This window comes from Bifidobacterium sp. ESL0822, from assembly GCF_052606675.1.
The window spans coordinates 1,782,863-1,808,331 of the sequence record NZ_CP199596.1 but is presented as its reverse complement, the minus strand read 5'-3'; the positions used below and the strand labels follow the sequence as shown (position 1 = coordinate 1,808,331).

Here is a 25,469-nt window from a genome sequence, read left to right as displayed (position 1 = left end):
TTGACGTCAGCACCAGTATCCGGAACCGATGTGGTCGAATGACCCTATGCCTCCACATCGCTTCACCCTCTGTGTGAACACATGCGTCAAACCCACGACACGCCTGAAATTGCACCATTTTTAAGCCCATGTCCATGGAATGCCACAGATGCTCACAGGGAAGCGACAGATTCCTCCAAAACCGGCACTTTCTACCTAGCTCAATGCACGCAACCGCACAAAAGTTCAAGCCAGCAACCTTCTCGGCTCTAACCCCATGAATATCTTGCCATCGGCCACAAAACTGGCATAATGGCATATACAAGGACGGTTCAAGAGCACGGAAGCCCACAAAGTGTATGGCCACCAGGACCGATACGTTGGACGGGTGTATAGGACTTGACCGTTGCAACGATGATGTTGTGCAGAGATTCCATCTGGACCGACCTTGTAGGGACGGCCTCCTGCGGGGGGCCGTCCCTATTTATCCACAAGCTCTATCAATGATTGCAGAGGACGGCACCTGCGAATAGAGTGCTATGGTATGGTTCAGAAATTTGACGCACCCTCCAAGGCCTTGCTACGCAGCCAGATCGCGGAGCATATTGCCGAGACCGACGGCCAGGCACGGCACGTATCCAGGCACTCGGATCACCCGGTCTCGCCCTTGCCTGAGGATCGCTATTTCGACCGGGAGCTGAGCTGGCTCAAGTTCAACAAACGCGTGCTTGAACTGGCCGAAGATGAGAGCGTGCCCCTGTTGGAGCGCGCCAACTTCGCCGCCATCTTCGCCAGCAATCTCGATGAGTTCTTCATGGTTCGCGTGGCTGGTCTGAAGCGTCGCGTAGACACCGGCATCGCTGTGACGGCAGCCAGCGGAATGAGCCCCCGTCAGCAACTGAGGGCCATTTCCGAGCAGGCGCACAAGCTTCAGGACGAGCATGCCCACTATGTCATCGACCACATCCTGCCTGATCTCGCGGCCGAAAGCATCATCCTTCTGAGCTGGACACAGCTGAGCAGTCAGGAGCAGGAACGGCTCACCAACTTCTTCCGCAACCAGGTCTTTCCGGTCCTGACCCCGCTGGCCGTCGACCCGGCCCACCCCTTCCCCTATATCTCAGGCAACTCCCTGAACCTGGCGGTCCTGGTGGAGAACCCCACCTCGGGCAAGACCCACTTCGCCCGCGTCAAGATTCCCGACAATCTCTCCCGCCTGGTTCCTGTGGACGATCTGACCGACGAAGAGGGCCGGGAGGAACGCTACGGGTTCATCACCATGGAGAACCTGATCATCGCCCATTTGGAATACCTCTTCCCAGGCATGATCATCAAGGAGGCCCGCTCCTTCCGCGTCACCCGCAACGAGGATATTGACGTCGAGGAGGACGACGCCGAAAACCTGCTCAACGCCATGGAGAAGGAGCTGCTGCAACGGCGGTTCGGACCGCCCATCCGCCTGGAAATTTCCGACTCCGCCTCTCCCTTCCTCTCCCAGCTGCTGGCCAGCAAGCTTAGAGTCAATCAGGAGGAGGTATATCGGCTACCCGCCCCCTTGGATTGCACCGTCCTGTTCGAACTGCAGTCCATCGATCGTGCCGACCTCAAGTTTCGCCCATTCATTCCCACCACCAACCGGCAGATAGCCGAGGTGGAATCCAGCCAGGCCCAGGACATCTTCGCCGCCATCCGCGAGCATGACATCCTCCTTCACCACCCCTATGACTCCTTCTCCACTTCAGTTCAGGCCTTCCTGGAGCAGGCGGCAGCCGATCCGCGAGTGCTGGCCATCAAGCAGACCCTCTACCGGACCTCGGGCAACTCGCCCATCATCAATGCCCTGGTGGATGCCGCGCACGCCGGCAAGCAGGTCCTGGCCCTGGTCGAGATCAAGGCCCGGTTCGATGAGGAGGCCAACATCGCCTGGGCTCGTCAGCTGGAACGGGCCGGTGTCCATGTGGTCTACGGGATTGTGGGCCTGAAAACCCACTGCAAGCTCTCCCTGGTGGTCCGTCAGGAGCAGGACGGCCTGCGTCGTTACTGCCACGTAGGCACCGGCAACTACAACCCTAAGACCGCCCGCCAGTATACCGACCTTGGTCTGCTGACCTGTGACCCAGTGGTGGGACAGGACCTGACCAGGCTCTTCAACCAGCTGTCAGGCTATGCGCCCAAGTCCTCCTTCCACCGCCTGCTGGTAGCCCCACGCACAGTCCGCTCCGGGCTGCTGCAGCGGATCGCCCGCGAGGAAGAGACCGCCCTGAACGGCAAGCCTGCATGGATACGAATCAAGGTCAACTCCCTGGTGGATGAAAAGATCATCGACGCCCTCTACCGGGCCAGCCAGGCGGGGGTCCGCATCGACATCGTGGAGCGTGGCATCTGCTCCCTGAAACCTGGCGTGCCCGGACTGAGCGAGAACATCCGAGTCCACTCCATCCTGGGCCGGTTCCTGGAGCACAGCCGCATCTTCGCCTTCGCCAACTCCCAGGGCCCCCAGATCGGCGAGGGTCCTCTGGCCGGGCCAGAGGTCTGGATAGGTTCCGCCGACCTGATGCATCGCAACCTGGACCGCCGCGTGGAGGCGCTTGTCCGCATCACTGCGCCCGAGCAGGTGCAGGGACTGATCGACTACGTCGATCTGCAGATGGCCGACACCACCAGCTCCTGGCACATGCAGCCCGACGGCACCTATGTGCGGCACAGCCGCGATGATCAGGGCCGGCCTCTGGTCGACTCCCAGGAGTACCTGATCGACCGTCACACCCGAACCCCCAGGGCCAGGAGATGATGATGCGCCTCCCGACCGGCCGGTCCGCCGCCAATGCGGACGATTGGGATGGCGCCCGGCCATGAGCAGGACGGTCGAGGCAGCCGGAGCCATCCTCTACCGGTGGCGCACAAGCTTCCAGGGATGGATGAAATTCAGCGACGACGGCCGAGCAGCACCAGGAGCCAGCCCACGCTCCGACCTCGATGAGCTGGAGCTCTGCCTGGTCCATCGTCCCAAGTACGACGACTGGAGCTGGCCCAAGGGCAAGCTGGAGAACCGTGAGACCCACATGCGGGCGGCCGTGCGCGAGGTGGGCGAGGAGACCGGCTGTCTTGTCCGGCTGGGGCCATACCTGGGAGATGCCGAATATCCGCTGAACAACGAGGGCCGGAGTCGGGGCGGCAAAGGCGGCAGGCTCAAACACATCTGCTACTGGATGGCCACGCCGACCGACTCGGAGCACGCCGCCGGTCAAAGTGCACTACTGGGACCTATCCACCGGCCTGATTCCAGGGAAGTCGACCAGATACGATGGGTTGGAGCCTCAGAAGCCCGCAAACTATTGACCCACCCCAGCGACAGAACCATACTGGACGCCTTCGTGGATCGGGTGGAGCAGGGAGGCATCCGGGCTCGTCAGTTGATCATCGTCCGCCACGGCAAGGCTGTGGCCCGGAAGGAGTGGACAGGCAAGGACGCGAATCGTCCCCTGACCCCCAGGGGTGCCGGCACCTCCTATGCCCTGGCTCGTGAGCTGGCCTGCTTCGCGCCCGACAACCTCCTGTCCTCCCCCTGGATCCGCTGTGTGCAGACATTGCGACCCTACGCCGACGAGGTAGGCCTGCCCATAGAGATGGTGACCTGTCTGACGGAGTCCTCCTACCACCGACGCCCAGACCAGGCCCACACCTGGCTGGACGGGCAGATGGCCGACCTGCTGACAGGTAACAGAACCATCATGATCTGCATGCATCGCCCTGTCCTGGGAGGAGTCTTCGAGAAGCTGCGCGGGCTATGCTCCAGCGGATCGCTGTCCAAACGGCTGCCCGATGACTCCCCCTTCATGCCCACCGGCAACGCCGTCGTCCTCAGTCTGACCGGCGACCCCAATCATCCGACCATCATCGACATACAGAAGGTGACTCCCATTGTCTACTGACAGCAACTCCAGAATCGGTTCATCCTCAATCCGCTCCTCCCGCACGGGATTCGTAGCCTCCGGCACCGGAGCATCGCGTCCTTCACGCCCTGGCCAGCTGGATCCGGCCATCGCCGACCAGCTCTCCGGAGGTATGGACCCGCAGCAGATCAGCGAGATGAGCCATGTGTCAGCAGCCTCCCTGCTGGACCGGGTCCACCACAGCGCCGACCCGGCCATCGTCAAACGAGTCCTGACCCTGGTCGACCGAGAGGGCGTGGATATAGTGGCCGAGCTCTGGAGCGACAGTGACCCCGACTCTCTGCCTGGCATTCTTTGGCGGCTCTACATGCTTCGCAGCTGGATGCGTAAGGACGCTGATGGAATCAGCCGCCTGTGGCGGCTGGGCGAACCCACAGACACCGCAGCATCAGCCATCGCCGGCGTGGATCAGGCCCCGGAGGCCGATGACATCATCCGAACCGCCGACTCCATCCTCTCCGGAGCTTTCACCGGCGACTTCGCCATAGCCCTGGAACGGGCCGGAGCCTTCTGCGACGTAATCACCCGCGGCATCAAGACCACCATCCGGGATGCCCAAAACCGACAGCTGGACGACCAGGAGGCCAAGGAGGTGGATGCGGCGCAGCGCACCGTCAATTCCCTCAATCAGACGGCCCGCGACTTCATGCGTGGCGCCTCACTCTGGCGGCGGGGACGGCTGGAGTAGAACCCGCCACCCTTTCAAGCCGGAAGCGTAAGCGCGCCGTGAACACAGATCAGACCCCGGCATGCCCTACAATGGGGACTGCGCCGGATCATGGTTAAGCCCCGGGCTCCGTTTGTTGCCGCTGCGAGCGGCGTTTGCGCCGACAGGCGCTTGCATGGTTCGGCGTTTTCATTTCCATTCCCAAATCAAAGGCAGCATGGCTTGCCGGTCGCTACCAGAAGCCGACCCGCTGAGCTACGCTGAGAGGTATGGAACTTCACGTACTGGAACACCCGCTGATCGAGCACAAGCTGACCGTACTGCGGGACAAAAACACCCCTTCCAACACCTTCCGCGAGCTGATCAGCGAACTGGTCATGCTTGAGGCCTACGAGGCCACCCGCAATCTGGACATCGAAGATCACCCCATCGAGACCCCTGTCGCTCCCATGGTGGGCAAGAAGCTCTGCTCCCCACGCCCCATGGTGGTCCCCATTCTGCGCGCCGGACTGGGCATGCTTGACGGCATGACCCGGCTGCTGCCAACCGCCGAGGTCGGATTCCTTGGTCTCAAGCGCGACGAGAACACTCTGGACATCATCACCTACGCCAACCGCCTGCCGGAGGACCTCTCCGGGCGTCAGTGTTTCCTGCTGGATCCCATGCTGGCCACCGGCGGCACCCTGATCGCCGCCACCAAATACCTTGCCGAGCGCGGCGCCAAGGACGTGACCTCCATCAACATTCTGGCCGCTCCCGAGGGCCTGAACCGCCTCAAGGAGGAGATGGACCCCTCCATCAACCTCAAGGTGGTGGTCTGCGCAGTCGATCAGAAGCTGAACGAGCACGCCTACATCGTGCCTGGCCTGGGCGATGCCGGCGACCGCCTTTACGGCGTCATCGACTGATCCAACGAACTGACGGGGCACGAACCCCATACCTGACTAGGACCCGAATCTGCACGATTCGGGTCCTTTTTTCAACGGTGTTCGATGGCCGTCCCGGCGGATGCTGTGCAAAATGGACTAGGCTTCCCTCCCCTACCCCGTAAGCGAGGATAGGTTCGCTATGAAGTCGTCGCTATAGAAACTGCCGGCTCTGCAATGCCATGGAGCTTAGTGAATCAGTCATCACATCTGCAATCCTCCCGCCTTCTTTTTCTTGCCACTTGCACTTACCTTTCGCACGAGAATACCTAGTCGCTGATCGCCACCCTGGTTCTCCCCCTGGTCTGACCCTGAAAACACCCTGAGTGGGCTATCTCCCGGTGTTGCAATAAGAACAGCAGCATTCAAGGGCGAGAAAGGAGCACACCATGGAGGGCAAGTCCCTTTCCCTGGGTGGATCAATCACAGGAACCGGTGCCTCAGGACCGGTGGGCGGGGGCGGCTCGCAAACCGCAGGTCGAACCGAGGCACGCACTCCTGGCCTAGCCTCCCTGGTGCGTTCCTTCCTGCATGAGCATCGGTCCTCCTACACGGTCATGGTCCTGGCGGTCATGGCCGCTTCGGTCCTTACCAGCGCCTGGGTCCAGGTAGCCATTGCCGCTCGGAAGGGCGACGGAATGCCGGATACACGCGCAATGAATTCCTACGACCGCGCTATGACCCTGTCCTTCCAAGACGGCGCTGCACTGATATCCATAGGGTACGCCTGCATATGCGGGTTCGTCTCCATCTTCCTGGTCATCACTTCTGTGGGGTTCCTGATCGAGCGCCGTCGTCGCGAGTATGCCATGATGCGGCTTTCAGGCGCCTCTCCCAGGACCGTGAGATTCATCTCCCTACTGGAATTCATGATTCCGGTAGGTTTGGCCGCCCTCCTGGGCAGTTTGGCGGGATGCCTGCTGGTGCCCGCATTCGCCAAGTCCCTAATCAACTCAGGCTTTGAAGCGCTGGAAATGACCGCGCATCCCCACCCCATGGGAATTTTCTTCACTTTCGTAGGGATACTCCTGGCAGGCCTCTTGGGAACCTGGTTCGCTGCCAGGAGGATTACCGCGATCTCTCCCATCGAGGCCCTGCAGGACTCGGGAAATCGGTCAGGGACCAAGTCAATCGGTCCTCTTCGCCTGATAATCGCCCTGGCCGGCCTGGCTGGAGGACTGGCCATGGTCTATCATCGCTTCAAGGGCATGGACATTGAAATCCAGATCATGGCCTCGACCGGCTGTCTGCTCGTCATCATCGGCGCCCTGGCCCCTGTCCTGGTTCCGGCCTGTGCCAACCTGATCGGCATCCCCTTCCAACTGGCCTTCCGAGGCGCCGGTCTCCTGGCGCGGCAAAGGGCGCGGAAGGAAAACCGGAGCTCCACCGCCGTAGCAGTGCCGATCATACTGATGCTGGTCATCGTAACCGGATTTATAGCCCTGGGACGATCCGGCTGGGCACAAGAAGCCATAAGCCGGTATAAGCCGATCGCTGCCGAAACCATGATCAACGCAGAGACCAATGATCCAAGAGACCTGGATCGCCGACTTCGGTCCATTGTAGACATCGAATCCGCAGTCACCTATAGCGAGGGATCCTGGACAACTGCGGACAAGGAAGATAATGGCGGCAATGACGAACCTTCCGTCATGGCTATGCACGTCAACAAAGCAGGCAAGAGCGTCAATACCATTAGTCCGATCTTCATCAAGGGCTCCGCTGCTGACCTGGGGCCGGGCAAGATCGCCGTTATTGCAAGTGGCCGCACCCAGGAGAAAAACCCTATTGGTCGCAAGCTGACTCTGATCGACAGGTACGACAAAGGCCATACGCTGACCATCACCGCCGTAGTCGATATGACCCCGACAGGGCAGACGGGCGAATACCTGATGACGGATGCAGACCTGTCGCAACTGGCGCCCGACAACAGTGGATCGACCACCCTAGCCAGGACCGCCCCAGGAGTTCGGACAGGCAATCTGATCAGTCAACTCAATGCTTCATGGGACAGGAAGGGCATCAAGGCCTGCACCAAGAAGGAGTACATTCGTTCCAACATCCAAAGGTCACAGAAGGTGCAACGGGCCATGCCCCAGATAGCGAACGGTGCCATCGTCCTGACGGCCATATTCCTGATCCAGGCATGTACCATCGCAGTCAATGAGCGTCGCCAGGAGAATCGGAGAATGCAGGCTGCTGGTGTTTCACGTGGAACATTGGTCTGCTCTTCGATTTGGGAGTCAGTAATCGATGCCCTTTCGGCCATCCTTCTTTCGGCCCTGGCCATGGCGGGGGTACTGGCCGTCATCTTTCACCAGTTGTCCGACCAGATAGACATGAGCGCCGTGCCTCTCCCCTACGGCTACTTCCTAATCATGGCCCTCTGGGCGATAGGCCTGGCCGCTGCGGCCTCAGGCCTGTATAGCTGGTTCAGCTCTCGGGCAGATACGACTCGAAGATAATCCCATCAAAGTCCGGACTGGCCTCCTCCTGCGCATGCTCGGAGCGGACGGTCCAGGCAATGGGCGTTCCACCTAGGAACCGATAGAGACGCATGGGCAGTGAGTGCCCGCTGTGCCACTCGCAGGCCACGAAGTCCGGCCGCCCCAACCAGTTGAAGAGGAGGGACCCGGCCATCCAGCGCAGGGCCGATGAGCGGGAGTCCACCCGGCCATGGTAGGGGACGACCAGTTGCCCCCTGGTGACGCCTGGGTGGTGAACCCGATACCAGGCAAGGGCCAGGACGTTGAAGGACTCAATTACATAGGGGCCCTGGTACCTGGACAGGAGGGCATCGGTCCGACGCATGAGCTCCCGATCCAAGCCCCTGTCCATCTTGATCTCGACGACCAAGGGCACCCGGCCATCCACCAGAGCGAGCACCTCGGACAGAAGAGGCACATGCTGCGCCTCGGGATCGTTGAGGCCCCCGTCCCCGCCCTCCGTTTCGGGACCGCCATCGTGGTCGGCAGAGCCAGGAATTCCTTCCCCGGACTCAAGAGCCTGGGCAGGGCTTGGGGACAGGGGGATCCTCCGCAGCTGATCGCAGGTCAGGTCCGCCACTGCTCGGTTGACGCCAGCCACCCGCCGCAGGTCCCCATCGTGGATGACCACCACCTGGCCGTCCCGGCTGAGATGAACGTCCAACTCGATTCCATAGCCGGCCCTGCAGGCCGCTTCGAAGGCAGCCAGCGAATTTTCGGGCGCCACCACCCGACGTGGGTTGGCCGGAGCCGAGGCATGCCTGCCCAAGGGCCTGCCGGACGCAACCTTCAGGCATTCATGAATACGGTGCAGGTAGGCGGACTGGCCAGGATTGGGATTGGTCGTCTCCATCCCAGAGCCAGCATCATGCAGACCCCTATGAGCATATGGATGCAGCGACAGTCCGACAGGCTTTCTCCTGCCAGCGACCACCGAAAGGCCAGGAGCCAGGGCCCAGCACCAGGCCCCCAAAACCCCCAATCCCAGACCCAGCGCGACCTTGCCGGCCAATCGTACTTTGGACCCCATCATCGCCTCCAGCCATCAGCTATTCCACTACCCACGCTAGCATCGCAGGAGGCTGGACGCGCTTTGCCGGCTTGACTTCAGACTGCTTCAAGGCCCTATCCTTGAACCAGCAGACCACAAAGGCATTCTCTGCCCCTCAGCCAGTTCAGCCAAGCAATCTGACAAGAAAGAAGCACAATACCATGCAGAATGATTCATCCACTTCCGTCCCGTCCGTCAAGCTCAACAACGGCGTCCTCATGCCCATGGAGGGCTTCGGCGTCTACCAGATCGCCGACCTGGACGAATGCCGCCGCTCAGTCCTGGATGCCCTGGAGACCGGATACCGGGCCATCGACACGGCCCAGGCCTATGGAAACGAGCAGGCCGTCGGAGAGGCCCTGGCCCAGAGCGGCCTCGACCGCGACCAGGTCTTCCTGACCACCAAGGTCTGGATCACCAACTACGGATACGACAAAACCAAGGCCTCGGTCGAGGAGTCCATGAAGAAGCTGGGCACTGACCACCTGGACCTGGTCCTCCTCCACCAGCCCTTCAACGACTACTACGCAGCCTGGCACGCCCTTGAGGACCTCTACGACCAGGGGGTCCTGCGAGCCATCGGCGTCTCTAACTTCTATGCCGACCGGTATGTGGACCTGGTCAAGTTCAATAGAATCGTCCCGGCTGTCAACCAGCTGGAGACCCACGTCTTCCACCAGCGTCCCCGGGAGCGCGCCTACATGGATAAGTACGGCACCCGGATCGAATCCTGGGGACCCTTCGCCGAAGGCCGCCAGGGGATGTTCACCAACCCGACCCTGACCGAGATCGGGCAGGCGCACGGCCGGACCGCAGCCCAGGTGGCCCTGCGCTTCCTGGTTCAGGACGGGGTCATCGTCATCCCCAAGACCACCCACCGCGAGCGCATGCGCGAGAACCTCGACATCTGGGACCTCCAGCTCAGCGACCAGGAGATGGACCGGCTGCGGGCCATGGACACCGGCAAATCCGCCTTCATGAACCACGAATCACCTGAAACCGTGGAGGACTTCGCCGGCTGATTCAGCATCAGACAGTTCTATATCCATATCTGTGCAGGATGGACGGGCTCTCAGCCTAGGCTTCGCCGTTGCGTCGCCGACGCTTGAGGGCCCGGTGCTTGATCAGGATGTCCAGGACTATCCAGACCGAAAGAATGAAAGCCACCACATAGCCCAGCATGCTGACCACCGGGATACCGAAGACCACCGGCTTGATGCGGGCGAAGTAGACGATTGAAGAGCCCACATAGAGGCCGACGACGATCAGGGCCATGGTCAGCCTGTTGACCATGTCGGACAGCTGCTGCAAGGGCTCCTCGGAGCCTACCAGCTGCACATTGGCCCGAAGCTGCCCCCGTGTCAGCATCTTGGTTGCGGTCTGGGACTCAGCCAGGGCGCCCAAAAGGCCATGCAGAGCCAGGTCACTCTGGATGCCAAGCTTCCGGGCCTCCTCCTTGAGGATGGATCCCGTGCCCATGCTATAGACGACATGATCGGTGATGATCTGCACGATATTGGCCTCGGGCAGGAACTCATCCAAGAGTCCTTCAAGGGTGACCAGGCACCGCGCCACCATGGTCACCGACCCCGGCACCTTGATGCCATGCCGGGCGGCCAGCTTCATCACGGCATTGACGTATTCGGCGATGTCCAAATCGGCCAGGTCCAGCTTGCCGAACCGCTGGACGACCGCATCCAGGTCGGCCAGGAGATAGGGGTAATCCTCGGCCCGGGCCTCTCCCGTGCCGGCGAAGCGGAGCAGCCCCTGGGCCAGGGCTGGTGAATCCTCACGGCCTACTGCAAAAATCATGTCCTTAAGGGCAGATTTGGTCACCTTGTCCAGGCGACCGACCATCCCCAGGTCGATCAGGACTATGCAGCCATCGCGGATGATGATGTTGCCGGGGTGAGGATCGGCGTGAAAGAAGCCCCGATCCATGATCTGGGTGGCATAGTTGTCGACCAGCTTGGTGCCGATCTCCTTCAGGTCATAGCCCTGGGCCACCAGCTGGGCAGGCCGTGAGAGGGATATCCCGTCGATGTACTCCATCACCACCACATGCCTGGTGCACAGTTCGGGATAGGGCTTCGGGCAGTCGATGTAGGCGTATGAGGCACAGAAATCCTTGAACTCCGCCAGATTCTCAGCCTCCTGCTGGAAATCGACTTCGGATTGGAAGGTCTCCCAGAGCTCCTCGACCACCCCGCGAATGTCAATCACCTGGGTGCTGCGGATGAACCGGGATGCCCACTTGACAATGCTGCGCATAATGTCAATGTCCTGGGCCATGGTCTCTTGAATCCCTGGACGCTGAACCTTGACGGCCACGTCCTCACCGCTGACCAGGCGGGCCCGGTGTACCTGTGCCAGGGAAGCCGACCCCAGCGGAACAGGGTCTATGGAGGAGAAGATCTGGTCGAGTGGACGGCCATACTCGGCGGCCAGGGTTCCGGTCACCACCGAATAAGGGATGGGATCCGCGTCGGCGCGCAGCTTGGAGAGCTCACGGCAGAAGGCCTCCGGCAGGATTTCCGAACGCATGGAGAGAATCTGGCCCACCTTGACGAAAGTGGGCCCGAGCGCCTCGAACATGCGGCGCATGGTGACCGGGGTCAGGCCGTGGATGATGTCGAACCGGTTGGCGATGCGGATCATCTCGGCCAGTCGGCGAGCCCTGCCACGCCTGTGACGAATCCTTCCCGCTGCCCCCTGCTGCTCTCCCGTGCCGACCCCGAAGAGGCCAATGGTCTGTACCGGGGCATCATGTCCGTTCATGGCATCCATACTCACCACTCACCTGCGTCCTTTATCCGCATGACCGACCAGCGGCAGACATTCCGACGCAGACGACCGACGCTGACAGTAATCGACTGCTTTCAGCCCTGCTGACCTGCGATGGGATCATTGGAGGTGATGGGGATGGACCCGGACCGACGATTCGGCATTGGCGCCAGGGGCTCGTGGTCGGGACGGCGGGAATCAGGAGCAACATGAGTCGCAGGCCTGGGCGCTCCGGCAGCTGGGGCCGGAGCAGCAGGTGTACTGTCAGCAGGTGCAGGTGCAGGTGCTGGAGCGGGACGGTTTTGCTTGTTGCGCTTGAGCTCAGTATTGAGAATCTTCCCCTGCTCGACCGTCAGCTCGCCCTTCTTGACCAGGTTGTCAATGACCTCCTGGCCCTTCTCCACGCCTGTGGCCAGCGCTCCGATGCCAGCCAGAAGTACCTTGTGCAATCCATCACCGATATGCAAATCCGACATGATATGCCTCCCAGCATTCATACGCCCTTGAAGTACCGGGCCCTTTAGACCGCCAAGAGACGAGCGGCCGTCTCTCTTTACAGTCTAGCTGGTTATCATTGACCAATCCGATTCGACACCGTGGCAAGAGGAACCGCAACGCCTTTCCCCTGGCATTACCCTACGATCGCTCATCAAAATCTGTGCAGGACCCGCAGACGGAACCGCAGGTTCCTCTTTATCTGGGCCTGGAGGCAGCGATACGGCTGGCCTGATCAGCCAGGGAATCCAGACGCTCCAGTTCGCTCCGGCTCTTCTCGTCCATGGCAGTCTTCATCTGGACGAAGGTGCCCTGGCCGTACCGCCTGTCGGCTGCACCCTCGATGAGGAAATCCGTAATGGCCGGGTTCTTCGGCAGCAGCGACCCATGCATGTAGGTGCCGATGACCTTCTTCCATCGGGCACCCTCGGTGTGGTCCCTGCCGTTGTTGCCGCGGCCTTCCTCAGTCACCATGCCCAGTGGATGGGCCCCCTCCCCCAGGTAGGTCAGACCAGAGTGGTTCTCATACCCGACCACCCTGCCGAAGTCCTCTGCCTGCTCCACCAGGTTGCCAATCATCCGCTCGGACTTGGCAATGGTATGCACGTCAAGGATGCCGACCCCCTCCAGGCGCTCATGGTCTGAGGTCTCAAAATAATGGCCGAAAAGCTGATAGAGTCCGCAGATCATCAGCATCGGCACATCCTGGTCGGCCAGATCGCGCAGAAGCCCGCCCCGCCCACGCAGGTCGTCGATAATGCGCTCCTGGCCATGGTCCTGACCGCCGCCGCCCAGAATCACATCAATCCGCTCCGGCCAGGCATCGCCAGGATCGTAATAGCGGACCATGGGGCGGAACCCATACAGCTCAGCCCTACGGGTCACGCTGAGAATGTTGCCCGAATCCCCATAGATGTTCATGTCACGATGGTAGAGGGAGAGGATTTGCAGCGGCGGATGGTCTCCCAGGGCCTCGACCTTGGCCCTATCCTGAGTCTGCGGCATTCCTGCGCTCCTTCCGGTTCGCTCGCTCATGCGCCCACCCCGGCATCGTCAACGCTAGTGATCCTGCCGAGGGCTGATCGAAGCCGGAGCATGGAGGTGTAAGTGCAGTAGATTCGCTTGGGCCGCCCTGGGTGCACCTCAAGGAAGGCCGTCAGCGCCCGATCCAGGTCGGTCTCAATCGCATCCGTGGGCACCTGGTCATAGGCCAGACGCAGGGCCATGTCATAGGCCCGGGTGCCGGAAACCATAGCTACGCCGGTATCCCTGAGCGAGGTGAAGTCCACATCCCAGAGCCAGCTCATGTCACGCCCGTCCGCATACTCGTCCCGGATGGCGATCATGGTGTCCTGGCCGGAGGGGTCGAAGGAGGACAGGGCCAGTCGGAAGCCCATGGGGTTCTTGACAAGGACCAGCTCAACCGGCGCGCCCTGATAAGTGATGACCTCCCCGCGGCCGAAGGCGGGCGTCACTTTGGACAGGGCATCCATGAGCGCTGCATCATCAGGTTCCCTGTCCTCCAGAACGACTCTCACCAGCGCCAAAGCAGCAGCCGCATTGTAGAGGTTATAGACACCTTCAAGACGCAGGTCGGTCTCCAGGATCCGTCCGTCCAGGCGAAAGGCAGCCCTGTGGTCCATGACCCGTTCCAGGGTCACCTCGGCTGGCAGCCGGTGACCATGGCGGACCGGACGGGGAGCGCTGTCCGCACGGGCGCCATCAGCATCCCGATCCGAGGCATGCATATCGTCATCGGTGGGGAAATACCTCAGCAGATCGTCCGACAGACCAAAGTAGGCCACACCGGTCTGGGCCGGCGTCTGGGCGGCCAGGCTTGCGACGCGCGGATCCTCCCGGTTGAGGACCACCGTGCCCGTGGTGGCCTGGGCCACCTGACCCAGCAACTGGGCAGTAGTATCGATTTCCCCAAACCGGTCCAGCTGGTCACGCATGACATTGAGCAGGAGGGCGTAGCGGGGCTTGACCTGCCGCACAAAGTGGACCGCATAGGCCTCGTCCAACTCCAGGACGGCAATATCGGCATGCAGCCGGCCGGAGAGCCCCAGAGTGGAAACCAAGGCCGAGACCACGCCCCGGGTGAAGTTGGACCCGGTCGGATTGGTGAAGACCTTGAGGCCCAGGGACTCCAACATGGAGGCCACCATCCTGGTGGTGGTGGTCTTGCCATTGGTCCCCGATACCAAAACCACACCACGGGGCAGCCCCGACAGGGTCCTGGCCAGGAAGCCCGGGTCGATCCGCTCCACCACCTTGCCAGGCAGGGCCGAACCGCCATGATGGGATAGCCGTGAAACGAGGCGCACCGCCTTGCCGACCAGAAGCGCCAGGAGCGAACGCCAAGGCCGACGGGGACGATCAGGCTGATCGGCAGGCTGCGCCTTGGAAGTCGTGGACCTCATGATCAGACCCCTCCCTGCTGGTAGTCCTGGGGCATGTCCTTGAACTTGGACTTCTCGCCCAGGAAGGCCAGCTTGAAGGTGTCGGTGGGGCCGTTGCGGTGCTTGGCCAGGATGATGTCGGCCTCGCCCGGACGGTCCTCCTTGTCGTAGAAGTCCGGTCGGTGGACCAGGAAGACCACGTCGGCATCCTGCTCGATGGAACCGGACTCGCGCAGGTCGGAGAGCATGGGCTTCTTGTCGTTGCGCATCTCAGGACCACGGTTGAGCTGGCTCAGCGCCACCACCGGAACCTCCAGCTCCTTGGCCAGCAGCTTCAGTGCGCGCGAGAAGTCGGAGACCTCCTGCTGGCGGGATTCGACCCGCTTGCCCGAGGTCATCAGCTGCAGGTAGTCGATGACCACCAGCTTCAGATCGTTGGTCTGCTTGAGCCGGCGGCACTTGGCGCGGATCTCCATCAGACTCATGTTGGGCGAATCGTCCAGGAAGAGCGGGGCGTCCTGGAGTCTGCTCCAGAAGGTGTTCAGGGTGTTCCAGCGCTCAGGGGTGATGTCATCCGCCCGGCGCAGGGCCACCAGAGGAATGTCGGTCTCGGCCGAGATGATGCGCTGGGCCAGCTCGGTCTTGCTCATCTCCAGGGAGAAGACCACCGTGGTCATGTTGTTGTGGAGGGCTGCGGCGCGTGCGAAGTCGATGCCCAGGGTGGACTTGCCCATGGCCGGGCGGCCTGCCACCACAATCATCTGCCCGGGCTGCAGGCCCTGGGTCACGTCGTCGATGCTCTTGAAACCGGTGGGCACGCCCCGCTCCAAGTCGCCGTTCTGCAGCTTGTCCAGCTGATCCAGGGTGTCATGGACGACTGGACCGATGGCCTCGTAATCCTGGCGGACCCTGCCCACGCTCATCTCGTAGACCTCGGCCTGGGCCAGGTTGACGATGTCCTCCGCCTGGGAGCCCTCGGCCGAATAGCCCAGCTGGGCGATCTTGGTGCCGGCCGCAATCACATTGCGCAGGATGGCCCGCTGGTGGACGATCTCGGCATAGTAGGTGGCGTTGGCGGCCGTGGGGACCGAAGCCACCAGGGAGTGCAGATAATCGGTGCCCCCCACCTTCTCCAGGTCGCCGGACTTGAGCAGCTCGTTGGCCACCAGGACCGCGTCCACCGGCTGAGAGGCCGAAAAGAGGGTGACGATGGCCTCGTAGATGGTCTGATGCTTGGGCTGATAGAAGTCGGATATTTCGATCATCTGGCTGACCTCGCCGATGGCGTCCTTGCTCATGAGCATGCCGCCCAGCACAGCCATCTCCGCATCGTCGTCATGCGGGGGCACCCGATCGAAGAGCATGTCACGGCCGGTCTGGGCATGATCGGTTGGACGCTGTTCGGGATGGGTGTAGTCGGTGTAGTCGTCGGAAGCCATAGCCACGATTCTACGAAGAGGACCGTCCTTGACAGCTCTAAGAAACGTATTTCACCCAAGGCATTCACCAGGACGCGCCGACCGTACTGGACGGGCACAGGGCTGCTCCTGTATGTGTACAGAAAAATAAGTTATCCACATTCAAGGCGTGTCCTAGAGGACATGTGTGCAACTTATCCACCTCATGGGTATAACTCTGTGCAAAACTTGGGGACAGTCTTCCACATCATCAATCCAGCTTGCACTCAGGGCTGTTTGGTGATACGTCATCTGCCGGCAGGGCGTCCATGGACTGGCTTTCAGGGGTTGTGTCTTCAGTCCAGAGCACTAGCATGGCGTCCATGCGCAGCCACAGGAACATCACCGAAACCAAGACCGGATCAATCACGCCGGAAGAGCGGCGGGCGACCTACCGGACCATTGCCGGACTGGCCATACCCACCTTCGGCCAGCTGATCGCCTCCCCGCTCTTCGTCATGATCGACACCGCCATCGTGGGCCACATCAGCGACTCGGCCCTGGCCGGGCTCTCCATCGGATCCACTGTGGTGCTGACCACCGTGGGCCTGTGCATCTTTCTGGCCTACGGGACCACCTCCCAGGTGGCCCGACTCATGGGCGCAGGCCGCCGCAGGGAGGGCATGCAGGCCGGCGTGGACGGCATGTGGCTGGCCTTCGTCATCGGCCTGGTCGTCTGCGCCCTGCTCCTGGCTCTGAGCCGGCCCATCTGCAGCCTGATGGGAGCCCGCGGGCCGGTCCTGCAGGCAGCGCAGACCTACCTGAATGCCCTGGTCTTCGGTCTTCCGGCCATGCTTATGGTCTATGCGGCCAACGGCATCTTCCGGGGACTGCAAAAGGTAAAGATCACCCTGGTGGCCGCTGTATCAGGCGCCATCCTCAACACCGCCTTGGAGGTCCTTCTGGTCTTCGGCCTGCACATGGACATTCTGGGCTCCGGCCTGGCCACCCTGATCGCCGAGTGGGCCATGGGGCTCTTCCTGACCATCCCCGCCCTGGTCTGGGCCCGTCGGGAAGGCGCCCAACTGCGGCCTCGGCTCTCAGGAATGGCGGCCAGCATGGGCGACGGTTTCCCGCTCTTCCTGCGGACCCTGGCCCTGCGGGTCTGCCTCTTCATGACCGTGGTGGCTGCAGCCCACCTGGGCGAGCAGGTATTGGCTGCCTACCAGGGGGTCAACTCAGCCTGGAACTTCGGACTGAACATGTTGGATGCCGTGGGCATCGCCGGTCAGTCACTGGTAGCCACCGAGCTGGGTGCCGGACAGCGGTCACGGGCACGGGTCATGACCGATCTGTCAGCCAAGGCCGGCATGGCCATGGGAGTGCTGGTCGGACTGGTCATGATCGCTCTGGGCCTCTTCGCCGCTCCACTGTTTAGTCCAACGCCAGCCATCAGGTCGCTGATCACCGTAGGGATGATCGTCCAAGGGGTCTTCATGCCCGTCGCCGGATGGATGTGGGCACTGGACGGGATTCTGATCGGGGCCGGGGACTATCGCTACCTGGCAGCCACCTGCTCCCTGACGGCTGTGATCTATGTGATCGGACTGCTGGGCATGACGACTCTGGCCATGAACTGGATACCCACCTGGCGGATAGCCATGCTCTGGGCCGTTCTCAATGTCCTCTTCATCGGCGTCAGGGCCATCTGCAATGGCTTGAGAACGCGCACTGATGTCTGGATGGGGACAATCGACCAGACCAGCCAAGCGTGAAGAGCCATTCTCAACGACTCAGACAAGGAAATCCCAGACATAGAAAAAGCAGGATCCCGACAGCTAGACCATGAAATTGGCCACAGCGACGAGATCCTGCGAAACTGGTCAGCACAGGAAAACGACCATACAGACGGCAGCAGGTGGCTGTCTTAGATGGCGTCTACGCCGGTCTCCCCAGTACGAACCCTGATAACCGAGTCCAGGGTCTGCACCCAGACCTTGCCGTCACCCACGGTGTTGGTGGCGGCGGCTTGGACGATGGTGTCGACCAGCTCGTCGACCCGTTGATCCTCGGTCAGCACCTCCAGGCGCACCTTGGGAACCAGATCCACCTTGACAGTGCTGCCCCGGTAGACCTCCTTATGGCCGCCTTGCCGACCATAGCCCTGGGCTGACGAGACGGTCATGCCGTGCACGCCGACCTCACTCAGGGCCTGTTTAATCTGATCCAGCCGCCCAGGCTGAATGATGGCGGTAATGAGTTTCATGCTGCCTTCCTTTCTGATCAGTTCAGAATGGACCCGAAGTCGTAGGCGCTCTCACCCTGATCGCTCTGATCGACGCCGATGACCTCCTGATCCTTGCTGACCCGCCAACCAATGGTCTTCTCCAGTGCAAAGGCGATCACACCAGTGACTACCGCTGCGTAGATGATCGCAATCACCGCGACCAGGAACTGAACCAGCAGCTGCCGGAAATTGCCGCCGGCCAGGAAGCCCGTGCCGGTACCAAAGAAGCCTATCAGCACAGTGCCCAAGAAACCACCCACACCGTGGATGCCTACCACATCCAAGGAGTCGTCATAGGCGAAACGGAACTTGAGCCCGCAGGCCAGGCAGCAGACGAAACCAGCCAAGAGGCCGATGACCATGGCCCAGAGCGGGGAAACCACGTCAGCTGCCGGAGTGATGGCCACCAGACCGGCGACCATGCCGGATGCGGCACCCATGGCGGTGTAGTGCCCGCTGCGAATCCGTTCAGTAAAGAGCCAGCCCAAGGTGGCGCCGCTGGCGGCTATGGTCGTGGAAACCCAGGCATATCCAGCCGTGCCGTTGGCGGCGAAGGCAGACCCGGCATTGAAGCCGAACCAGCCGAACCAGAGCAGGAAGGCACCCAGCATGACCATGGGCACATTGTGGGGGCGTATTGACTCCTTGGGGAAGCCGATTCGCCTGCCGATGATGAGCACAATGACCAGGGCTGCCACTGCAGCGTTGATGTGAATGACCGTACCGCCTGCGAAGTCGTGCGCCTGAGCTCCGATGGCGTTGGAGATGGGTCCATCGGCAGCCAAAAGCCCGTGATTCCAGACCATGTGGGCCATGGGCGCGTAATCCAAGGTGATCCAGAGGGCCACGAAGATCATCCAGGTGCTGATCTTGACTCGCTCTGCCAGGGCTCCCGAGATCAGAGCCACGCAGATCATGGCAAAGGCGGCCTGGAAGGCGATGTCTATCGTATGCGGGTAGGCAGCGTTTGCAGAATCAAGCGAGGTGAAGACCCCATCCTTGGCTGTGACCGTGTCCTTGAGCAGGAAACCGGTGATAGGGTCGCCGAAGACACCTCCGATATCCTTGCCTGCAAAGGAAATCGACCATCCCCAGAGGGTCCAAATGAACCCGGTCACAGCAATGGCCAGCGTGGACATCATCATCATGTTGAGCACAGCCTTGGCTCGGACCATACCCCCATAGAAGAAAGCCACTGCTGGAGTCATCAGGAAAACCAAGGATGCCGCTATCAGCATCCAGGCAGCATTTCCAGAATCCATGCCTACACCTCTCTTTTCCCCATCCGGGCGAGCAATCCCCGATAAAGGGGACTCCCCTCCGGACAGCCTACGTCAGATTCTCTTCCACTTCCCGATTCATCAAACAGGAAGAGGATGACGGTCAGGTCACCGTCGCATTACCTCCGGGTGACTATTGGATGACCACCTTATGACCAACGGACCGGACTACTCGTCTCCCAGAATGCCGTCGACAAAGGACTCGGGGTCGAAAACGGCCAGATCGTCAGGGCCCTCACCCAGCCCGACCAGCTTGACTGGCACACCCAGCTCCCGCTGGACAGATATGACAATGCCGCCCTTGGCCGAGCCGTCCAGCTTGGTCAGGACAATGCCCGTGACCCCGATGGCCTGGGCGAAAACCTGGGCCTGGATCATCCCGTTCTGCCCGGTGGTAGCATCCAAAACCAGCAGGACCTCGTCCACGGGCAGGTTCTTCTCGATCACCCGCCGGATCTTGCCCAGTTGGTCCATCAGATTGGCCTTGTTCTGTAGACGGCCGGCCGTATCCACAATGAGAACATCTGCCTGATCATTTTTGGCTCGTTCGGCGGCTTCGAAGGCCACGGAGGCAGGGTCAGCACCGTCACGGTCGCTGCGGACCACGGGCACACCCACCTTGCCGCCCCAGGTTTCCAGCTGGTCAGCGGCGGCGGCGCGGAAGGTATCGGCGGCACCCATGACCACTGACTTGCCATCGGCCACGAAAAGCCTGGCCAGCTTGCCCGCCGTGGTGGTCTTGCCGGTGCCGTTGACGCCCACCATAATAATGACCGACGGCCTGTTGGCCCGGGGTCGGGCAGCCACAAGAGTTCGGTCCATATCGGGATCAACCAGATCGATCAGGCGCTGACGAAGGCCACGACGCACTGCTGCAGGATCCTTCTGCCCTGTAATCCGAGCATCGTCGCGCAGCTGCTTCACCAGCTGTTCGCTGGCCTCGGCACCCACATCCGCCATGAGCAGGGTGTCTTCCACATCCTCCCAGTCGGACTCGCTCAGATGATCCTTGGTCAGAATGGCAAAGAGGGCCTTGCCAAAGGGGTTGGGGCTCTTGGCCAGTCTGGCCTTGAGTCTGGTCATACGGGATGCAGATGCCTCCGGGTGAGCCAGCTCCTCCTGCGCTGACGGTGCTTCCTGGCCGGCCGAGGAAGACTGAATGGATGCCTTTGAATCAACTGCGCCGGAACCCGTAGAAGCGTCTGGATTTGGGGATGCACCCGATGCAGACGAGGCAGATTGGATTGCCTGGCCATCCGACGAAGATTTTCGGGAAGCGCCAGGTTGGCTTTCAGCTTGACTCTTTGCCGCAGAAGCCGCCGATTTCGGGGACAAAGAGGATCTACCGTCACCAGGCTCTTCCGCCCTGCCAGAGCGCGCGGAATCCCCCTGGGACCGGCGTTTGCGGACCGCCACGATGCCGACCACCGCCAGCACCAGGACGATCAACACCGCGATAAGAATAAGGATCTGCTGTGTTGTCATAGGTACCAGCCTAAAGGCGAAAAGGGACACGAACGGTCATCAAGAGCGGTCACTTTCCGCTCGGATGACTCTTTCCCGTCTGTGAACCGTTCTTGACTGCAGGCATGATGTCGGAGGTGGTGGGCTGAGGCTCCCACCGCTGCGGACGCGAAGGCTCAGGGCTGGATGATCGTAGGGTGGAGTTCCTGGGGGTTGGAGGCCCAGAGGCCGCGGAAGCCGACTGCATGGCATTATTCTTCTGTCTCGGATTGACCGATGATGAAGAATCGCTGCTTGGTGGCGGAGGCACATTGATCTCGTCTGTGGAATCGGAGGCCAGCATACCCCGAACCTCCACCACGGAGGATGCATTGACATAGACCGGATAGGGATGTGCGCGGTCTTCAGCGGTTGGCGCATCCTCGCCCGAACCAGGAGCGAAAGACAGGTGCCCTCCTGCTATACGTGGCAGTTTATTCTCTCGTTCCTGCTGACGGCGGGCGGCCCGACGTACACGCTCATCCAGAGACTGGGAGAAGGCACGGTCCTGGGACTCACCAAGCGCCAAGCGCATGACAAATACGATGAATGCCGCAACCACAAGCACCCATACCAGGACAATCAGCCAGACCATACCTGCCATTCTCTCAGAAGAACCCCTCAGACGCGCTAAGACACGAGGAATCTATCGGTCTCTTTCACACTGGCAGGTCAGCAGATGCTCAGGACCCCTCTTACACCCAAGGCAGTCGCAGGCAAGTAGGAAGACTATCGCAGGAATTACGCTCAGCAAGGTCCGCAACTACCATTCGAGAAATCTCCTGCAATGGCGACAAAAGATGCATAGCCATCAAAAGTATCATTTCCAGCGAAATCCGTAGATGGAAACAAGCCCTGAGGCAATGCAGCCCACGGCCAGGTAGAGGATCCCGAGCCAGGCATGAGGCCAGGTGCCCGATCCGATCAGCATCATCGATAAGGCCTCCCGCATGTGATATAGGGGCGTATACGGGGCGATGGTCTGCACCCAGGACGGCAGCATATTGACAGGCATCATAGCTCCGCCAATGAAGCCCAGGGGCAGAATAATGATGTTCGCGAGGATGGATACCCCTGCGATGGAGTAAATTATCATGGCGATGATGACACCCAGGAAAAAGAACAAAAGATAGCCAAGGACCAGGGGAAGCAATCCCGACAAAAACGTCGGTTTCAGCCTCATTCCCATGACCATCCCCAAGACGACAAGCACTACAGCCTGCGCCAGAAGGACGACGATACCCACAACAGCCTGGGAGAGGATAATCACATTCCAGGATAGAGGAAAATTGCGAACCGTCTGCAGCATGCCATTCTCACGCCAGAGGGCAAGGTGCGAAGCACCCGCAAAAATACCCACGTAGGCCGCACCAAACGCAATGACATTGGCGCTGATTTGACTGGCAATATCAACTCCAGGAACGTAACTCTTAAAGGACAGGACCAGGACCAGCAACAAGGCTATAGGAAAGAGAAAGGTGAATACCAAAGTAGACCAATCACGAATATCGTAGTGGAACATCAACTTGAATAGAGTTTTGAAGCTGTTCATTTGACGTTCTCCTTTTCGAGAAGGCGAAGGTAGACATCCTCCAGACGCCCATCCTTGACTTGCGCCTGGCTTGTATTGATCCCGGAATCAACCAATTTCGCGAAAGTAACTCCGGTATCCCTGGTGCGAACTGTCAGACCGTCGGGCGTAACCTTTACATAGTCGTTCCCCACTAGACGGGCTACGTGATCGGCCTGGTCCAAGGCATTCGGAAGAAGAATGGTCGATTCCATCTCTGCTTGCGCAATAAGCTTGCTTGGACTGGCTGTCACGAGAATATGCTTATCCGCCAAAATCGAGACCATGCCGCACAACCGCTCCGCCTCATCCAGATGGTGCGTCGTATAAAGAACCGTCGCAGCCAATTGCTGATTCGATTTGAGCAGGCTCACAAGATCGTGGCGTGACTCGGGGTCGAGGGCAGCAGTGGGTTCATCCAGAAAGAGCAGGCGAGGATGATGGACGACAGCCGTGGCGATAGCCAATCTCTGCTGTTCGCCGCCGGACAATGTTTCAACCTTGTTGGATGCCACATGATCCAGTTTCAATGCATCAATAAGATCGTCCACACGCGACCGGGGAACCTGGTAGATATCCGCCACTGCGGTAAGGTGCTCAAGGAGCGTCGTTTTAGGGAAGAAGGACGACTTTTGAGGCTGGATGCCTATTTGGCGGAGCAGGGCCAAGTTGCGTGGATAGGGCGTCTTGCCCAGAACAGAGACCGTTCCCTCAGTCGGTTTTTGCTGTCCCTGCAAGACGGTGAACAAGGTTGTCTTTCCAGCGCCATTTGGCCCGATGACCCCATGAAAGGCCCTTCTTCAACTTCCAATGAGAGATGAGAGAGAATCGTTTTGTTCTTTATTCGAACAGTAAGGTTCGATACGCTTACTTCGATATTGCCCATTCCAGAGCCTTTCAGCGTCAATACTGATGGGGTAAAACGCGGGTTATGTCGTCTATTGTTGCTTGTCTATTCATGACTATTTCGATTTGCTGAGTCTGCACAGGCAGAGGAAAGAATGAGTCCAAATTCCGGCCCAGCATATTCTGGTGATTTTTGGATCCGATGGTCTTTGCCATGAGACCATCTGCTTCAATTACGATAACCTATTAATCCATATTCTTTCCTCACCCATGAGCCCAGAATTTCAGGCATTTTCTAATAAAATACAAGCTGGATCAGACATAAAACCGCCACCGTCCCACAAATTATGGCATCCAAGAGCACGTACTGGCAAACACTGATTCCACTACTGGTTTACCTGCAGCTGGAACAGCATATTCCCATTTATCAAGCGGGCCGCCAAGGGGCGGACGGGTACATCTACTTTGTTCCCAATCGGCACTTTGGTAAGAGAAGCCATACCAGTATCAGCAAAAGCGGATATTGAGAAAAGTGCGATGCTTGTTCCCCCGGCTCATGCTCACCAGTGGGGAGGTTGACCGCCGACAACAGTAGACCGCGCGAACGAACAGCGACGGCGATGATGCGAAACTCTGCAAGTTATCGACGGAACCCACTATTTCGCCCTTTTCGCGTATTGGCTATCTCGAATGATGCTGGCCTTCACCGTTTCGCCGCCAGTGTCTTACCATCATGAAGACAATCATCATTAGCCAAACTACTGGGTATGTGCATGAACCCCAGAACTGTGAACCGGTGGCAAACGATATAACATGGGCGAGAATTAATGCCAGGGCAAAAAACCTGACAGCAATGACTTGCGGCTTATCGGATGGTTTCTGTGTCGAAGCTGTTTGTCTCATGGCGGTTCCTTTGCCGTCGTACATAATGCACGGAATGTGCATAAAAACAAAATATACACTAACCGGCATTCGCTCAAAATAAGCTTAAAATAAGTTCGCGTTCTGGATGCGCATATACGTCATAGCCGGAGAAAATCATTGCAGAGAGCCTAGCCAGGAAGCAATTACATGAAAGCTGCTTTTGCATCCAAGATTGCGTTTACCGATCTGTTCGTTTCGTAGACAAATCAATCCAATACCGTTCTACTGGCTGACCAGATCTGCTGGGGAGCACATTCTCCAGTTGCCCGCCACGCGAAAGGATGGTCCGGCGGCTGGCCAGATTCGACGGGGAACAAGTAATCAGGACCCTACTCATGCCCAGAGTGGCAGCTTGTCGAAGACATTCATCCAGCATCAGCCCGGCATAGCCCAGCCGGCGACAATCCGGACGAACTGAATAGCCGATGTTGCCGCCCACTCGCAGAAGCGCCTGCGTAAGCTGCAACCTCAGCTGAATCATCCCCACCAGTTTGCCGCTGGGGTCCATGGCGGCGAACTGCAGAGCTGGCACAAACCCCGGCGGCAGATCATCACCACGCGCCTGACGAGCCACCTCCGGCAGACTAAACCGACGAACCTCATCCAGGCTGTGGCAGCCCTCCAAGGGGCCGAGACCAGCCGCTTCATCCTGAGGCTGAGAACGGCAGGCCTGCAGATATTCCCAGATCATTTCGGCATCCACCGCCCCCGGCCGGTCCAACCTCACCAGATGGATTCTCATGGTCCACCTCCTCTGTCGAGTGCTTGACCACCACTTTGTGTTTCAGCTTACCTGAGCAGCATTCAACGGAACTGGGGTTTTCAAAGAGGACAAGCGCCACAGGGACATCGCGCACATGGGTGAATAGTCGGAACTCAATACAGCAAGAATCACAATGTTCAACAAGGTTCTTCCAAA

19 protein-coding genes and 1 pseudogene are annotated in these 25,469 nt (G+C 59.9%); 7 read left to right on the top strand and 13 right to left on the bottom strand.

Going from position 1 to position 25,469, the window contains the following annotated elements:
* Positions 1–523: 523 nt before the first annotated feature.
* The 5 genes from ACUIAF_RS07035 (at position 524) to ACUIAF_RS07015 (ending at position 7,990) form a co-directional block, all read left to right on the top strand.
* Entirely contained in the window at positions 524–2,770 is a 2,247-nt protein-coding gene (locus tag ACUIAF_RS07035; RefSeq protein WP_110417735.1) for an RNA degradosome polyphosphate kinase, read from the top strand.
* A gap of 61 nt (positions 2,771–2,831) precedes the next feature.
* Positions 2,832–3,911, top strand: coding sequence for an NUDIX hydrolase (locus tag ACUIAF_RS07030; protein ID WP_198217298.1), 1,080 nt, complete (start codon positions 2,832–2,834; stop codon positions 3,909–3,911).
* A 13-nt stretch (positions 3,912–3,924) separates the two neighbouring features.
* Positions 3,925–4,620, top strand: a complete 696-nt coding sequence (locus ACUIAF_RS07025) for a thymidine phosphorylase (protein ID WP_445339185.1) — start codon at positions 3,925–3,927, stop codon at positions 4,618–4,620.
* Between the two features lie 248 nt (positions 4,621–4,868).
* The gene (gene upp / locus ACUIAF_RS07020) at positions 4,869–5,507 is read left to right on the top strand and encodes a uracil phosphoribosyltransferase (RefSeq protein WP_015022561.1); all 639 of its coding nucleotides are present in this window, start codon (positions 4,869–4,871) and stop codon (positions 5,505–5,507) included.
* A gap of 407 nt (positions 5,508–5,914) precedes the next feature.
* Positions 5,915–7,990, top strand: coding sequence for an FtsX-like permease family protein (locus ACUIAF_RS07015; RefSeq protein WP_445338350.1), 2,076 nt, complete (start codon positions 5,915–5,917; stop codon positions 7,988–7,990).
* On the opposite strand, the gene ACUIAF_RS07010 is transcribed toward ACUIAF_RS07015, so the two are convergent.
* A complete protein-coding gene (locus ACUIAF_RS07010) occupies positions 7,959–9,041 on the bottom strand; it encodes a glycerophosphodiester phosphodiesterase family protein (RefSeq protein ID WP_445338348.1) in 1,083 nt (360 codons plus the stop codon). The two genes, ACUIAF_RS07015 and ACUIAF_RS07010, sit on opposite strands and share 32 nt — an antisense overlap.
* A gap of 182 nt (positions 9,042–9,223) precedes the next feature.
* Between ACUIAF_RS07010 and ACUIAF_RS07005 the strand changes: the two genes are divergently transcribed.
* Positions 9,224–10,084 (top strand): aldo/keto reductase, encoded by an 861-nt coding sequence (locus ACUIAF_RS07005; protein ID WP_445338347.1) that lies wholly within the window; start codon positions 9,224–9,226, stop codon positions 10,082–10,084.
* A 55-nt stretch (positions 10,085–10,139) separates the two neighbouring features.
* Here ACUIAF_RS07005 and ACUIAF_RS07000 read toward each other — a convergent pair whose 3' ends face one another.
* The 5 genes and pseudogenes from ACUIAF_RS07000 to dnaB all read right to left on the bottom strand — a co-directional run bounded on the left by ACUIAF_RS07000 (position 10,140) and on the right by dnaB (position 16,107).
* On the bottom strand, positions 10,140–11,849 hold the full coding sequence (locus tag ACUIAF_RS07000) for an ABC1 kinase family protein (RefSeq protein WP_198216367.1): 1,710 nt from the start codon (positions 11,847–11,849) through the stop codon (positions 10,140–10,142).
* Between the two features lie 212 nt (positions 11,850–12,061).
* Positions 12,062–12,322: pseudogene (locus tag ACUIAF_RS06995) on the bottom strand (phasin family protein); the annotation flags it as partial.
* 217 nt (positions 12,323–12,539) lie between these two features.
* On the bottom strand, positions 12,540–13,346 hold the full coding sequence (locus ACUIAF_RS06990; RefSeq protein WP_445338346.1) for a type 1 glutamine amidotransferase: 807 nt from the start codon (positions 13,344–13,346) through the stop codon (positions 12,540–12,542).
* A gap of 26 nt (positions 13,347–13,372) precedes the next feature.
* Positions 13,373–14,764, bottom strand: a complete 1,392-nt coding sequence (locus ACUIAF_RS06985) for a MurT ligase domain-containing protein (protein ID WP_445338345.1) — start codon at positions 14,762–14,764, stop codon at positions 13,373–13,375.
* 2 nt (positions 14,765–14,766) lie between these two features.
* Complete coding sequence (gene dnaB / locus ACUIAF_RS06980) at positions 14,767–16,107, bottom strand: replicative DNA helicase (protein ID WP_445339184.1); 1,341 nt, start codon at positions 16,105–16,107, stop codon at positions 14,767–14,769.
* Between the two features lie 416 nt (positions 16,108–16,523).
* Between dnaB and ACUIAF_RS06975 the strand changes: the two genes are divergently transcribed.
* Positions 16,524–17,915, top strand: coding sequence for an MATE family efflux transporter (locus ACUIAF_RS06975; protein ID WP_445339183.1), 1,392 nt, complete (start codon positions 16,524–16,526; stop codon positions 17,913–17,915).
* Positions 17,916–18,067: 152 nt separating this feature from the next.
* Here the strand turns inward: ACUIAF_RS06975 and ACUIAF_RS06970 are convergent, their stop codons facing one another.
* From ACUIAF_RS06970 to ACUIAF_RS06940, 7 genes are all read right to left on the bottom strand, one after another.
* A complete protein-coding gene (locus ACUIAF_RS06970; protein ID WP_110417746.1) occupies positions 18,068–18,406 on the bottom strand; it encodes a P-II family nitrogen regulator in 339 nt (112 codons plus the stop codon).
* Between the two features lie 17 nt (positions 18,407–18,423).
* Complete coding sequence (locus ACUIAF_RS06965; RefSeq protein WP_110417747.1) at positions 18,424–19,689, bottom strand: ammonium transporter; 1,266 nt, start codon at positions 19,687–19,689, stop codon at positions 18,424–18,426.
* 186 nt (positions 19,690–19,875) lie between these two features.
* The gene (gene ftsY / locus ACUIAF_RS06960; RefSeq protein WP_445339182.1) at positions 19,876–21,042 is read right to left on the bottom strand and encodes a signal recognition particle-docking protein FtsY; all 1,167 of its coding nucleotides are present in this window, start codon (positions 21,040–21,042) and stop codon (positions 19,876–19,878) included.
* A gap of 199 nt (positions 21,043–21,241) precedes the next feature.
* Positions 21,242–21,805: a hypothetical protein gene (locus tag ACUIAF_RS06955; RefSeq protein WP_445338343.1), complete on the bottom strand. Its 564-nt coding sequence runs from the start codon at positions 21,803–21,805 to the stop codon at positions 21,242–21,244.
* Between the two features lie 225 nt (positions 21,806–22,030).
* A complete protein-coding gene (locus ACUIAF_RS06950) occupies positions 22,031–22,762 on the bottom strand; it encodes an ABC transporter permease (RefSeq protein ID WP_198177162.1) in 732 nt (243 codons plus the stop codon).
* Complete coding sequence (locus ACUIAF_RS06945) at positions 22,759–23,529, bottom strand: ABC transporter ATP-binding protein (protein ID WP_445338341.1); 771 nt, start codon at positions 23,527–23,529, stop codon at positions 22,759–22,761. Before ACUIAF_RS06945 ends, ACUIAF_RS06950 begins: the two co-directional genes overlap by 4 nt.
* Before the next feature lie 1,199 nt (positions 23,530–24,728).
* Complete coding sequence (locus tag ACUIAF_RS06940) at positions 24,729–25,292, bottom strand: GNAT family N-acetyltransferase (RefSeq protein ID WP_445338339.1); 564 nt, start codon at positions 25,290–25,292, stop codon at positions 24,729–24,731.
* Positions 25,293–25,469 lie beyond the last annotated feature (177 nt).